At 55.5% G+C, this 13,829-nt stretch carries 13 protein-coding genes; 8 read left to right on the top strand and 5 right to left on the bottom strand.

What is annotated here, in order from left to right; genetic code table 11:
• Positions 1–192: 192 nt before the first annotated feature.
• Positions 193–552: a type II toxin-antitoxin system RelE/ParE family toxin gene (locus ACMV5H_RS07520; protein WP_037376694.1), complete on the top strand. Its 360-nt coding sequence runs from the start codon at positions 193–195 to the stop codon at positions 550–552.
• On the top strand, positions 536–859 hold the full coding sequence (locus ACMV5H_RS07515) for a helix-turn-helix domain-containing protein (protein ID WP_021181678.1): 324 nt from the start codon (positions 536–538) through the stop codon (positions 857–859). Before ACMV5H_RS07520 ends, ACMV5H_RS07515 begins: the two co-directional genes overlap by 17 nt.
• A gap of 209 nt (positions 860–1,068) precedes the next feature.
• On the opposite strand, the gene ACMV5H_RS07510 is transcribed toward ACMV5H_RS07515, so the two are convergent.
• From ACMV5H_RS07510 to ppiA, 4 genes are all read right to left on the bottom strand, one after another.
• Positions 1,069–2,595: a helicase HerA-like C-terminal domain-containing protein gene (locus ACMV5H_RS07510; RefSeq protein WP_414821654.1), complete on the bottom strand. Its 1,527-nt coding sequence runs from the start codon at positions 2,593–2,595 to the stop codon at positions 1,069–1,071.
• A gap of 478 nt (positions 2,596–3,073) precedes the next feature.
• Positions 3,074–3,799 (bottom strand): two-component system response regulator BtsR, encoded by a 726-nt coding sequence (gene btsR, locus ACMV5H_RS07505; RefSeq protein WP_021181680.1) that lies wholly within the window; start codon positions 3,797–3,799, stop codon positions 3,074–3,076.
• Positions 3,799–5,484 (bottom strand): sensor histidine kinase, encoded by a 1,686-nt coding sequence (locus ACMV5H_RS07500; RefSeq protein WP_021807483.1) that lies wholly within the window; start codon positions 5,482–5,484, stop codon positions 3,799–3,801. Before ACMV5H_RS07500 ends, btsR begins: the two co-directional genes overlap by 1 nt.
• 167 nt (positions 5,485–5,651) lie before the next feature.
• Positions 5,652–6,221, bottom strand: a complete 570-nt coding sequence (gene ppiA, locus ACMV5H_RS07495; RefSeq protein WP_021181682.1) for a peptidylprolyl isomerase A — start codon at positions 6,219–6,221, stop codon at positions 5,652–5,654.
• Positions 6,222–6,532: 311 nt separating this feature from the next.
• Here ppiA and ACMV5H_RS07490 point away from each other — a divergent pair, with 311 nt between their 5' ends.
• The 6 genes from ACMV5H_RS07490 (at position 6,533) to tsgA (ending at position 12,339) form a co-directional block, all read left to right on the top strand.
• On the top strand, positions 6,533–6,838 hold the full coding sequence (locus ACMV5H_RS07490) for a PTS sugar transporter subunit IIB (RefSeq protein WP_037376515.1): 306 nt from the start codon (positions 6,533–6,535) through the stop codon (positions 6,836–6,838).
• A 16-nt stretch (positions 6,839–6,854) separates the two neighbouring features.
• On the top strand, positions 6,855–8,180 hold the full coding sequence (locus ACMV5H_RS07485; protein WP_094981654.1) for a PTS sugar transporter subunit IIC: 1,326 nt from the start codon (positions 6,855–6,857) through the stop codon (positions 8,178–8,180).
• Positions 8,181–8,205: 25 nt separating this feature from the next.
• Entirely contained in the window at positions 8,206–8,544 is a 339-nt protein-coding gene (locus ACMV5H_RS07480) for a PTS lactose/cellobiose transporter subunit IIA (RefSeq protein ID WP_414821662.1), read from the top strand.
• Positions 8,541–9,851 (top strand): 6-phospho-beta-glucosidase, encoded by a 1,311-nt coding sequence (locus ACMV5H_RS07475; protein ID WP_414821653.1) that lies wholly within the window; start codon positions 8,541–8,543, stop codon positions 9,849–9,851. The genes ACMV5H_RS07480 and ACMV5H_RS07475 overlap by 4 nt, the downstream gene beginning before the upstream one ends.
• Positions 9,852–9,940: 89 nt before the next feature.
• Positions 9,941–10,921 carry a LacI family DNA-binding transcriptional regulator gene (locus ACMV5H_RS07470; protein WP_071681335.1) on the top strand — a complete coding sequence of 327 codons (981 nt, stop codon included), beginning with the start codon at positions 9,941–9,943 and terminating at the stop codon, positions 10,919–10,921.
• A 233-nt stretch (positions 10,922–11,154) separates the two neighbouring features.
• On the top strand, positions 11,155–12,339 hold the full coding sequence (gene tsgA, locus ACMV5H_RS07465; RefSeq protein WP_021181688.1) for an MFS transporter TsgA: 1,185 nt from the start codon (positions 11,155–11,157) through the stop codon (positions 12,337–12,339).
• A gap of 55 nt (positions 12,340–12,394) precedes the next feature.
• Here tsgA and ACMV5H_RS07460 read toward each other — a convergent pair whose 3' ends face one another.
• Positions 12,395–13,678 (bottom strand): cytosine deaminase, encoded by a 1,284-nt coding sequence (locus ACMV5H_RS07460; RefSeq protein WP_021181689.1) that lies wholly within the window; start codon positions 13,676–13,678, stop codon positions 12,395–12,397.
• Positions 13,679–13,829 lie beyond the last annotated feature (151 nt).

The raw sequence follows: 13,829 nt of genomic DNA, 5'->3' as shown, positions 1-13,829 counted from the left end.
ATCGTTACGGTCGCCCGTATCAAATAGCTAGATAGCCGAGTTTATCTAACCTTCGCCATTACACCTATAGCCACGTACGAACAGTACTCCATAAAGACGGACAGTTTTGCTGATTTGAAAACGTTGAATCAGCCAAAAAAGAGAGTAATCTAGCACTAAGTGCTATAGTTAAGGTAACAGGATGTCAACCTAATGCGCGTATTTAAAACCAAATGGTTTGCCAAAACGGCCGAATCTCATGGCATCAAAGATAGGGAATTATGCCGGGCTATTGACGCAGTGATAGAAGGGAAGGCCGATGACCTCGGAGGCGGAGTATACAAGAAGCGCCTAAGGGAGAATCGTGATCGCGCGATAATATTAGCCAAAGGCGGAGTGCATTGGTTTTACACGTTCCTGTATGCTAAACAGGATATGGCCAACATCGATAAACGTGAACTTGCTGGATTTCGAGAGTTAGCAAAGTACTATGCGGTACTTACAGATGAAAAGATTATGGCATTGATTACAAATAAAGAGCTGGTGGAGATTTGTCATGACCGCAAAAAGTAAATTCAAAAGTCCTGCGTTTGAAGCCATCCATAGTGCAGCTTCTGGGTTATTCAGCGTCGATGCCATCCCGCAGGAGACGATGCGTAGCTTCGATCAAGCCTGCATCAGCAGCGTCAAAGATCTTCAACCACTTGAAATCAAAGCATTGCGGGAAAAGCTCAATGTCAGCCAGCCAGTCTTTGCCCGTTATCTAAACACCAGCGTTTCTACAGTACAAAAATGGGAAAGCGGCGCAAAACGTCCCAGTGGCCTGTCGTTGAAGTTACTTACCGTGGTCCTGAAACATGGGCTTAAGGTGTTGATTTAATGACTTGCTCAATCATCCAGTTTCACACCAAGCATCCTGAGCAGTTTTAGGGCTTTAGCCTGGAAATTGCTCAGATGCTATCAGAGAAATTTGTGAGGCAAGCCATTTCGCAGACACTGTCTGCGAAATCTGCTCTGACTGCCAAGTTTGAAACTGCTGGCAAAGCTAAACGGACGCAGTATTCTGCACCCCACAAAATAATCACAGACCTACTTTTTGCGGCCACCCATGATCGAGCCTAAAACGCCGCGCAGGATCTGGCGGCCCAGATCGCGCGCCATGCTCTTGGCGGCGGTCTGTACGATGCCGTCGTGTTTACCGCCGCGTGGACCAGTGGAGCCGAACAGGATTTCGTTCAAGCCGCCCATCAAGCCACCGCCGCTTTCCTGCCCTGCGGCCGGTTTCTGAGCCGGTTGCCCAGGCTGTGGCGTACCCACAGTGGCAAAACCACCTGCGGCCAGTTTTTCATAGGCAGATTCACGATCCACCATATCCTCATAGCGTCCGTAGAGCGGGGATTTATTGATGGCGCTGTTCATCCCTTCGGCCCCCAGCATGCCCATTTTCGATTCCGGTGCGATCACCATCGCACGCTCCACCACGTTCGGCCGCCCTTTCTCATCCAGGAAGGAAACTAATGCCTCGCCCACGCCTAGCTCAGTGATTGCCGTTTCCGCATCAAAGTCTGGATTGGCGCGCATGGTTTGGGCCGCCGCCTTCACCGCTTTCTGATCGCGTGGTGTAAAGGCCCGCAACGCGTGCTGGACACGGTTACCCAACTGGCCCAAGACACTGTCCGGGATATCCAATGGATTCTGAGTGACAAAGTAGATGCCCACGCCTTTGGAGCGGATCAGGCGCACCACCTGCTCAATTTTGGTCAGCAATGCCGGCGGCGCATCGTTAAACAGCAGGTGGGCTTCGTCGAAGAAAAACACCAGCTTTGGCTGTTCCGGATCGCCCACTTCCGGCAAATGCTCAAACAGCTCCGCCAGTAGCCACAGCAAAAACACCGCATACAGCTTCGGCTGGTTAATCAGCTTATCCGCCGCCAGCAGGTTGATAATGCCGTGCCCGTTGGCGTCGGTTCTCATCAGATCGTTGATATCCAACATCGGCTCGCCAAAGAACTGATTGGCACCCTGCTGTTTCAGCGTCAGCAAACCACGCTGGATCGCCCCGATCGAGGCCGAAGAAATGTTGCCGTACTGGGTTTGGAACTGTTTGGCGTTATCCCCGACGTACTGCACCATCGCACGCAGGTCTTTCATATCCAGCAGCAGTAAGGCGTTGTCATCGGCGATCTTGAACACCAACTGCAACACGCCGCTCTGCACCTCATTCAGATCCAGCAGGCGACCAAGCAGCAGCGGGCCAAGATCGGAAATGGTGGCACGGATAGGATGGCCCTTTTCACCAAAAATATCCCAAGGGATCATGGAACAGGCTTGGGGTTGCCAGTCGGTAACGCCAATTGCCGCCAACCGCGCCTGCAACTTCTCGGAGGGAACACCTTCGGCCGCAATGCCCGACAGATCGCCTTTAACGTCCGCCAGGAATACCGGAATGCCAATGCGCGAGAATTGCTCCGCCATCTTTTGCAGGGTGACCGTTTTGCCCGTACCGGTCGCCCCGGTGATCAACCCGTGGCGGTTAGCCAGAGCAGGCAAAATGACCAGTTCCTGCGCCGGTTTCCCGTCTTTCATCGCTTTGGCAATAATCCGTGCTTCGCTCATTTTCTGTTCCTATAACCCTGTACGGCGCGAATGCGCCCTTTGATATCATCAAGGCTATAAGCGAGACGTAAACCCGTCAAGGACAAACAAAAGGGCCCCTCACCCCAACCCTCTCCCACAGGGAGAGGGAGCTATTAGCCCCTGCTCTTTTGCAAGTGAAAGAGGCCACCTCAGCAAACTCTTCAAGCCGATATCAATCGTAGGAGTTAATCTGTGGCACGTTAGGGTCCCTCATGCCAAACCGTATCGCGGGACGTGCAACCAGTCCTTCCTTTAGGGAGAGGGAGCTGATGCGGAGCCGATATCAATCGTAGGAGTCAATCTGTGGCACATTAGGGTCCCTCATGCCAAACCGTATCGCGGGACGTGCAACCAGCCCTTCCTTTAGTAAGAGGGAGCTGATGCGGAGCCGATATCAATCGTAGGAGTCAATCTGTGGCACATTCGAGTCTCTGATGCCAAACCGAGTCGCTTAACGTTATCCGCGTAACCCCAGCTCTTCTTTCAGCGATTTGAGATAGCGGCGGCTGACCGGTACCGGCTCCCCCACCGACATAATCATTTCCGCCGTGCCACTTTCTTCAAAACGGATCTCTTTGACCTGCTCAAGGTTCACCAGATATTGCCGGTGGCAGCGCACCAATGGCGTGCGGCTTTCCAACGTGCGAAGCGTCAGTTCGGTAAAACACTCCATGCCGTCATTGCGTACCACATACACCCCGGTCGAGCGTGAGCGGATAGCAATCACCTCATCGAAACGCAGCAGGTAAATCCGGCTGTGGCCGGTGCAGGGAATGTATTTCAGGTAGCCCGCGCTTTCATCCAGCGCCGCAATATTCTGCGGAGCACGGCGCTGATGCAGGCGCTGCAGGGTTTTATTCAGCCGATTCGGCTCCGCCGGTTTCAGCAGGTAATCAAACGCATGCTGCTCAAAGGCCTGCACTGCGTATTCGTCATAGGCCGTCAGAAACACGATGTAGGGCATACGGTTCGGATCGAGCATGCCAACCATTTCCAATCCGCTGATACGCGGCATCTGGATGTCCAGGAATACCACGTCCGGTTGCAAGCGGTGGATTTGGCTGATGGCCTCAATGGCATTGGCGCATTCACCAATAATGGTAATGCCCTCTTCCTCTTCCAGCAGGTGGCGCAGGTTATCGCGGGCAAAGGGCTCGTCATCGACAATCAGTACGTTCAACATCAAGCAGCCCTCGCCAAGGGAACGTTAAGGGTGATGCAAGTATAGGCTTCAGGTTCGCAGGTGACCTGCACGCCATAATCTTCACCATAGCGCACGCGGATACGCCGATCGACCAGGTTCATCCCCAACCCGCTGCCGCCGGTCTGCTGACGGAACAGCCCGGCGTTATCCGTCACCTGCAACAGCAAGTGATCGCCCTCCAGACGAGCACCAATATCGACACGGCCAATCCCCAACAGATGGGAAGTACCGTGCTTGATGGCATTTTCCACAATCGGCTGCAGCGAGAACGCAGGTAAACGCACTGCCAGCAACTCTTCCGGCAGCGAAACGGTGATCTCCAGCCGATCGGCAAAACGGGCCTTTTCGATCTGCAGATAGGCGTTCACATGTTCGATCTCGTCCGCCAGGCTCACCTCATCGTCGGAGCGCTTGAGGTTTTTACGGAAAAAGGTCGACAGATACTGCACCAGTTCGCAGGCCCGGTCACCATCGCGGCGGATCACCGCCACCAGCGTATTCAGGGCGTTGAACAGGAAATGCGGGTTCACCTGCGCATGCAACAGTTTGATTTCCGACTGGGCCAGCAGCTGTTTATGGCGCTCATATTGCCCGGCCATGATTTGCGCCGACAGCAGGCTGGCAATCCCTTCCCCCAGCGTGCGATTAATGGTGCTAAACAGCTTGGTCTTGGGTTCATACAGTTTGATGGTGCCAATCACTCGCTGGTTTTCACCACGCAGCGGGATCACCAGTGTCGAACCTAGTTTGCAATTGCCGTTGATGGAGCAGCAGTAAGACAGCTCATTGCCGTCGGCATACACCACCTCGTTGTTATCGATGGCGCGATGGGAGTGGACAGAGGAGATCGGCGTGCCCGGCAGATGGTGGTCGTCACCAATGCCGATAAAGGCCAGCAGCTTGTCACGATCGGTGATCGCCACGGCGCCGATGCCCAGCTCCTGATAGACCACCCGCGCCACCTTCATGCTGTTTTCCTGGTCAAACCCCTGGCGCAGAATACCCTCGGTACGTTCGGCAATCTTCAACGCCTTGGAGGAGAAGGCGCTGGTGTATTTCTCAAACATCGCCCGCCGATCAAGCAGGATCTGCATGAACATGGCGGCACCGATGGTATTGGCGATCAGCATCGGCAGGACGATGTGCTCCACCAGCAGCACCGCTTCGGGGAACGGACGCGCGACGATCAGGATAATCGCCATTTGCAGCACTTCGGCCACCAACGCAATCCCGGCGACAAACAGCGGGTTGAACAGCAGATCGATACGCCCGCGCCGCATGGCAATGCTGTGCACAATACCGCCAACCAGACCTTCGGCCACCGTGGAGATCGCACAGGCGACGTCTGTCATGCCCCCCAGTGTATAACGATGCAAGCCGCCCGTTAGGCCAACCAGGAAACCGACGGAGGGCCCACCCAGCAGCCCGCCCAACACGGCGCCGATAGCGCGGGTATTGGCGATGGAGTCTTGAATATGCAGGCCAAAATAGGTGCCCATAATGCAGAACACCGAGAAAATGACGTAGCACAGCAACTTGTGCGGCAGGCGAATGGTCACCTGCATCAACGGAATAAACAGCGGCGTCTTGCTCAGCAGATAGGCAATGACGAGATACACGCACATCTGCTGTAGCAGCAGTAACACCTGGTTAAATTCGTACATAAAAACGGCTCATCCTGAACAACGGGGGCGATCAAAAAAGTGCCGGGTATCCGGTCTGGTTTTAGGCGGGCAATTAAATCACGTGGGATCGAAAAAAACAGTGATGCAGGCAAACATTCAGGAGGGAAAAGCAGGCCGGCCCCCAGCTAGAGACCGGCTTGGGTGATTTATGGCAGCACTTTGGCCGACAGGATCACGATAGGTTTACTCGGGACATTCTGGTAAGGACCGACGTTGCCAGTGGGTACCTGGGAGATTTTATCTACTACGTCCATACCTTTAACGATTTTGCCAAATACCGCGTAGCCAAAATCACGCTGGCCATGATCGAGGAACGCATTGTCTGCCACGTTCAGGAAGAACTGGCTGGTGGCGCTGTCTTTATCGGCGGTACGCGCCATGGAAATGGTGCCACGCAGGTTACGCAGGCCGTTGTCGGCTTCGTTCTTGATCGGTGCATTGGTGGTTTTCTGCTGCATATCCGCAGTAAAACCGCCACCCTGAACCATGAAACCAGGGATCACGCGGTGGAAAACGGTGTTGTTGTAGTAACCGCTGTTCACGTAGTCAATGAAGTTCTTGGTTGAGACCGGTGCCTTCTGACTGTCGAGCGCCAATTCGATATTCCCTGCCGAGGTGGTCAACATGACGTGGGTTTCACCGGCGGCTAATGCGGCGGGTGCCATGGCTGTCAGTGAACACAGCGCAACGAAGGTCACTAAAGTACGTTTGAACATGAACGGGTCCTTTCTTTGAGATACAAACAACGGAAAGCGCTTTGATTCTAAAGAGCTGCGCCCGGCAGCGCCAGCCATTTACCTATATTTACTCAATTGCCGGACGTTTCTGAGTGCGCCCGGTTTTTTCCTGCCGACAGTATGATCCCCGTACTGATTTTTGCCAAGCCGATCACGCATTATTTGCCGATTTTCGCCCTTCATCGGTTTTTGCGACACAAATCCCGGTTTGGTTCTGCAATCCAGCTAGGCTAAATAAATGAGAGCGCTCTCATTTGCGCTGATAACCATAATAATACTGGAGAGCAATGATGAAAAAGATAGTGCTGTGCTGTGCCGCGGGGATGTCCACCAGCATGCTGGTCAAACGCATGCAAACCGAAGCGCAAAAGCGCGAACTGGCCGTGGAGATTGTGGCGGTACCGGCTGCGGATTTCGAAGCCGAGTTGCCAACTGCCAGCGTGGTGCTGTTGGGGCCACAGGTAAAGTACGAACTGGCCCGCTTCAGCCAGCTTGCCGGGCCGCATGGCCTGCCGGTTGCCGTCATCGACATGATGGATTACGGCACCCTGCGCGGTGACAAGGTATTAGACCAAGCCCTCAGCCTGATCGCCTGACGCCGCGGAGAACCCCATGAGCCTATACGCTTCCCTGATGCGCGTGGTCGAAAGCCATATCGCGCCACTGGCTGGCCGGATCGGTAGCCAGCGCCATATTATTGCCATTCGTGACGGTTTTATCAGCGCTATGCCATTTTTGATCGTCGGCAGTATCATGCTGATCGTCGCCAACCCGCCGTTTGACGCGACCACCACCTCCAGCTTTGGGCAAGCCTGGTTAGGGTTCGCCAAGAAGCACTGGGACACCATCACCATGCCGTTCTTTATGACCATGGGGTTGATGAGCGTATTTGTCTCTATTGGTACCGCCTACAGTCTGGCAAAGCACTACAAAATGGATGCGCTGACCGCTGCGCTGCTGTCGCTGATGGCATTCCTGCTGGCCTCCGCGCCACAGGTCGACAACAAGATGTCCCTCGATTTTCTGGGTGGCCAGGGGGTATTCACCGCTCTGATCTGCGCCATTTGGTCGGTCGAACTGATCCGCCTGCTGAAAAAGTACAACATCACCATTCGCATGCCAGAGCAGGTTCCCCCTGCCATTGCCCGCTCGTTTGAACTGCTGTACCCAGTGGTCGGCATTCTGTTGACGGTCTACCCCATCAGCCTCCTGATGCAGAGCGAATTCCAACTGCTGCTGCCCGCTGCGATTATGCAGGTGTTCCAGCCGCTGATTTCCGTCGGCGATACGCTGCCAGCCATCCTTTTGGCGGTGCTGATTGCCAACCTGCTGTGGTTTGCCGGTATTCACGGCGACAACATCGTGACCGGCCTGCTGAACCCGATCTTTATGGCTAACCTGGCCACTAACGCCGCGCTGGTCGCCAACGGTGCAGCCATGACCCAAACGCTGACCGCGCCATTCTGGTCATTCTATGTCTGTATCGGCGGCTCAGGCTCCACGCTGGTGTTGGCCTTCCTTTATCTGCGTAGCCGTTCCATTCATCTACGCACCATCGGCAAGCTGAGCGTGGTCCCGGCGGCTTTCAATATCAATGAACCGCTGCTGTTTGGTTCGCCGGTGGTGATGAACCCAACGCTGTTTATCCCGTTGATTGTGGTGCCGATGGTTAACGCCACTCTGGCTTATTTCGCCCTGCACTGGGACATGGTGGAGAAAATGGTGGCGATGGCCCCCTGGACCGCTCCGGCACCGCTGGGAGCGATGATCTCCGCCTCCTGGGATATCCGTGCCGCCGTATTGGTGCTGGTGCTGATGGTGATTGACCTGGCGATCTGGCTGCCGTTCTTCAAGGTGTATGAAAAACAACTACTGGCGCAGGAACACGAGCAGGCCGAGGCTGAACGTGAAGCCAGCAACGCCGCCACCGCACAGTAACAGGAGAGATAACGTGACTGAACTGATGGCTGAAGTCAGCCAGGATTTTGAAAGCACCATTATGGAGCTGCTGGTATTTGCCGGTAGCGCCCGCAGCAGCGCGCTGATGGCTTTGCAACAGGCCCGTGCCGGTGATTTCACCGGTTCCGCCGAACATATGGCCGAATCCAAGCAGGCGGTGAAACAGGCCCACCGCATTCAGACCCAACTGATCGGCATGGACGAAGGCTGCGGCAAACTGGCCATCACCCTGATCACCGTACACGCACAGGATCACTTGATGAACGCCATGGTCATTCAGGATCCGGCCGACGACATGATCGAACTTTATCGCCGTCAGGTACAATTGGAGTCCCGCTCATGAGCGCATTAAAAATCGCCATTATTGGCGGCGGTAGCAGCTACACGCCGGAGCTGGTGGAAGGCCTGATCCTGCGAATTGAAGAGTTGCCGGTGACCGAACTGGCGTTGGTGGACGTTGAGCCTGGCCGGGAGAAGGTCGAGATCATTGCCGCATTAACCCAGCGTATGCTGGCCCGTAACGGCCTGGAGCAGGTGAAGGTCAGCGTGCATTTCGATCTGGACGAGGCCATTCGCGGTGCCAGTTTCGTTCTCACCCAGTTCCGCGTAGGTCAGTTGCCTGCCAGGGCAGCCGACGAGCGCCTGGGCCTGAAATACCAACTGATCGGCCAGGAAACTACCGGCGTTGGCGGTTTTGCCAAGGCGTTGCGCACCATCCCGGTGATGCTGAATATCGCCCGCAAGGTTGAACAGCTGGCACCCGATGCCTGGATCATCAACTTTACCAACCCGGCCGGTATCGTGACCGAAGCCATTTCGCGTTATACCAAGGCGAAAATCATCGGCCTGTGTAACGTGCCGATCAGCATGCATCACATGATCGCCAATATGCTGAAGGCCCCTTACGCCGAGGTACAGCTGCAATTCGCGGGGTTGAACCACATGGTGTGGGTCCACCAGGTGCTGCAAAACGGCAAGGACGTGACCGACAAGGTACTCGACATGCTGTGTGACGGTGCCGCGCTGACCATGAACAACATCAAGGAAGAGCCTTGGCCACCAGAGTTCCTGCGCGCCGTAGGGGCGATCCCCTGCCCTTATCACCGCTATTTCTACCAGACCAAAGAGATGCTGGCAGAGGAGATTTCCGTCGCAGCCGAACGCGGTACCCGTGCCGAACAGGTGATGAAAGTAGAGAAGGAATTGTTCGAGCTGTATGCAGACCCACATCTCGACAGCAAGCCCGAGCAGCTCAGTTTCCGTGGTGGTTCCTTCTATTCCGAAGTGGCGTTAGAGCTGATCCGTGCCATTCACAATAATCTCGGCACGCAATTAGTGGTCAATACCGCAAACCGTGGCGCTATTCGCGGTTTGCCAGACGATGCTGTGATAGAAACCAACTGTATCGTCGATGCTCAGGGTGCCCATCCGCTGACGTTTGGCCAACTGCCGGATTCGATGCATGCGCTGACCCAGCAGGTTAAAGCCTATGAACGCCTGACGATAGAGGCCGCCGTGCATGGCGATCGCCGCAGTGGGCTGCTGGCACTGGTCACCAATCCTCTGGTCGCCAACGCCCAAATTGCCCAGCCGCTGCTGGAAGAAGTGCTGGAGGTAAATAAAGCCTATTTGCCGCAGTTTAACGCATAACCATCAACATTGGGTTCGGCTCGCCGGACCCACTTATCTCCTGTAATCTGATCAAGTGGGGGGATAAGCCCGTAATCAGGAGCAGTAAAATGGTGACACTGGAAGATGTCGCAGCGATAGCGGGCGTATCCCGCGCGACTGTGTCACGCGTGGTCAACGGCGACAACAAGGTCAAAGCGCTCACCCGCGAGAAGGTCAAACGGGCGGTGGCCGAACTGGGCTATACCCCCAACCCCGCGGCCAGGGCGTTGGCATCCAGCCAAAGCAATACCTTGGGCCTGGTCACCACCTCATACCGAGGGGGCTTCTTTGGTGCCCTGATGGATTTCGTCCAAACCGAAGCCGAGTCCAACGGTAAACAGCTGCTGGTAACCCAAGGCCGCAACAGTGCGGAAAATGAACTGCTGGCGATCCAACGCCTGTTCAGCCTGCGTTGCGACGGAGTGATCCTCCACGTGCGCTGCCTCAGCGACGATCGGCTGCGTCAGTTGGCGGCCGAACAGCGCTCCTTTGTGCTGCTGGATCGCCTGGTCCCTGGCCTGGAAGATCGCTGTGTCACCTTCGATCACGTTTATGCCAGCCAGCTTGCTACCCAGCAGCTCATCGATGCCGGCCATCGGCGCATTGCCTGTATCAGTGGCCCAGCCCAACGAGCCTCCAGCCAACAGCGGTTACAAGGGTTCCTCAATGCGATGCAGGCCGCCAACCTGCAACCGCTAGGCTGCCCGGAAGGGGTCTATGACCTGGAAAGCGGCTACCAGTGCGCTGACCAGTTGCTGCGCAGCAAAGCGCTGCCTACGGCGATCTACTGCTGCAACGAAGAAATGGCGATTGGTGCCTTGCTGGCGATTAATGAACGGCATCTGCGTGTACCGCAGGATATCTCATTGATCTGCTATGACAGCGGCGAGCGAGCGCCTTTTGTCCGCCCGGCGCTCACCAGCGTGCATTTCCCTATTACCGAAATGGCGCAATATGCCGCTCGTCTGCTGATAGATCCACTGACCGCACCGGTGAGCTTTGAGCCGACCATCATCCAGCGCGATTCGATCGCCACACCCGGTAGCTGATCACATAAAAATCTAAAAACCCTTCATCTCTTGCATCAAAAAATCGATGCTCGTCACATAAACTCCCGTTGTCTATGCTAGGATCCGCCTCCTGGTGGCCTGATCGGGATCTTTTCCAGTTTTTAGCAGGAAAAACCTGCGGCCTTATGCCAGCTTTAAACCCCAGGGATCTCAGGTTACGTCCTGACAGCCCACGGGTATAAACCACAACAAAGATAATCAGGCCTATATACATGAATGACAGCAACCGCATCCGGCTAACCTGGATCAGCTTCTTCTCTTATGCGCTGACCGGTGCATTAGTGATCGTCACAGGGATGGTGATGGGAAACATCGCAGAGTATTTCAATCTGCCGGTTTCCAGCATGAGCAATACCTTTACCTTCCTTAACGCGGGTATTTTGATTTCAATCTTCCTCAATGCCTGGCTGATGGAAATCATTCCGCTGAAACGTCAGCTGATCTTTGGCTTTATCCTGATGCTGCTGGCCATCGCCGGGCTGATGGTGGGCAAAAGCCTGACCCTGTTCTCGCTGTGCATGTTTGTGCTCGGTGTGGTCAGCGGTATCACCATGTCGATCGGCACCTTCCTGATCACCCATATGTATGCGGGCCGCCAACGTGGTTCACGCTTGCTGTTTACCGACTCCTTCTTCAGCATGGCCGGGATGATCTTCCCAATCATCGCCGCAATGCTGCTGGCGCGCAGCATTGGCTGGTACTGGGTTTACGCCTGCATTGGGGTGCTGTACCTGGCCATCTTCGTGCTGACGCTGTGTTCCGAGTTCCCGGTTCTGGGTGACAAAGGGGAGAAAAGCAGCGAGCCGGTGGTGAAAGAGAAATGGGGCATCGGCGTGCTGTTCCTGGCTATCGCCGCGCTGTGCTACATCCTTGGCCAGTTGGGCTTTATCCAATGGGTGCCGGAATACGCCACCAAAACCTTCGGCATGAATATCGATCAGGCGGGCAAGGTAGTCAGCAACTTCTGGACTTCTTACATGATCGGTATGTGGGTGTTCAGCTTCGTGCTGCGCTTCTTTGACCTGCAACGCATCGTCACCGTGCTGGCCGCGCTGGCAACGGGTGCCATGTACCTGTTTATCAGCACCGATAATCCTGAGTACCTGAGCTACTACATCATGGCTCTGGGCTTCGTCTCCAGCGCGATCTACACCACGCTGATCACACTCGGTTCGCAGCAAACCAAGGTTTCCTCACCGAAACTGGTCAACTTTATCCTGACCTGCGGCACCATCGGTACCATGCTGACCTTCGTGGTCACCGGCCCGATCGTTGCCAGCAGCGGGGTCCATGCCGCACTGACTACGGCCAACGGCCTGTATCTGGCCGTGTTTGTGATGTGTCTGCTGCTCGGTTTTGTGACCAAGCACCGTAACCATGGGCATACCACGCACTAACTGTTGCTCGTTTTCCCCATGAGGGTTCTGCCAACGCAGAACCCTTTTTTTATGTCTAACGCCTGAAGTCGACCTGCTCTTCCTGCTCCAGATACAGCGTGGTTTGCGCAGGCTGGGTGGCCGCGATGACCGCACCCGCACGGATCGAATAGCGTACCGGCGTCTGGCGGCGTACTGCGTCAAAACCGCTGTCTGCGGGTAAGATCACCAAATCGGCACTATTGCCTGCACGCAAACCGTAATCCGTCAGGTTCAAAGTTCGTGCGCTGTGGGTGGTGATCAGATTCAAACCGTCATCGATCTGGCCATAACCCATCAGTTGGCAGACGTGGAGCCCCATATGCAGCACCTGCAACATATTGGCGGTGCCCAGCGGATACCAGGGGTCAAACACGTCGTCATGACCAAAGCAGACGTTGATGCCCGCCTCCAGCATCTCCTTCACCCGTGTGATGCCACGCCGTTTAGGATAGGTATCGAAACGCCCTTGCAGGTGAATATTCACCAACGGGTTGGCCACGAAGTTGATACCGGACATTTTCAGCAGCCGGAACAGCCTTGAGGTATAGGCCCCATTGTAGGAATGCATCGCGGTGGTGTGGCTGGCGGTGACCTTGGCGCCCATCTCCAGCTTCAATGCCAGCGCGGCCACGGTCTCCACAAAACGGGACTGCTCGTCGTCAATCTCGTCGCAGTGCACGTCCACCAGCCGATCGTATTTCTGTGCCAGAGCAAAGGCCTTGTGCAGCGACTCTACGCCGTATTCGCGGGTGAATTCAAAATGCGGGATAGCACCGACCACATCCGCCCCGAGCCGTAACGCCTCCTCCAGCAGGGCTTCCCCATTGGGATATGACATGATCCCTTCCTGAGGGAAGGCCACGATCTGCAGCGTGATCCAAGGAGCGACCTCCTGCTTGACCTCCAGCATGGCGCGCAGCGCGGTCAGCGTAGGATCGGAGACGTCGACATGGGTGCGCACATGCTGCACGCCGTTGGCGATTTGCCATTTCAGCGTCTGCCAGGCGCGCTGTTTCACGTCCTCATGGGTGAGCAGTGCTTTACGCTCCGCCCAGCGCTCAATACCTTCAAACAGCGTGCCGGACTGGTTCCATGCGGGCTGCCCGGCGGTTTGCGTGGTATCCAGGTGGATATGCGGCTCGATAAACGGCGGCAGCGCCAGCCCGCCTTCGGCATCCAACACGTCGCTGCGCCACTCCAGCCCCTCAGGCTGTGGAATGATATGCGCGATCCGCCCCTGCTCAATAGCCAGTTGCCATAGCCCTTCATGCCCGCTCAGGCGCAGGTTATCGATAAACTTGACCGGATTGTTCGCCATTTTTTCCTCTGCTCGGCTCACCATTTCTTTCATCATACTGGGCAATGACGAGCTGACAAAATCGCCGCTTGGTGCCTCTCCCCTTTCGCTACTCCCCAAGGAGTATTTTTTCCATTAACTGGCTCGATTCAGCTAAAGTTGAGTAAAAACC

It is taken from the genome of Serratia sp. N21D137, assembly GCF_047530005.1.
GTDB lineage: Bacteria > Pseudomonadota > Gammaproteobacteria > Enterobacterales > Enterobacteriaceae > Chania > Chania fonticola_B.
The sequence above is the reverse complement of the archived record's forward strand: the minus strand, read 5'-3'. Positions and strand labels throughout refer to the sequence as shown.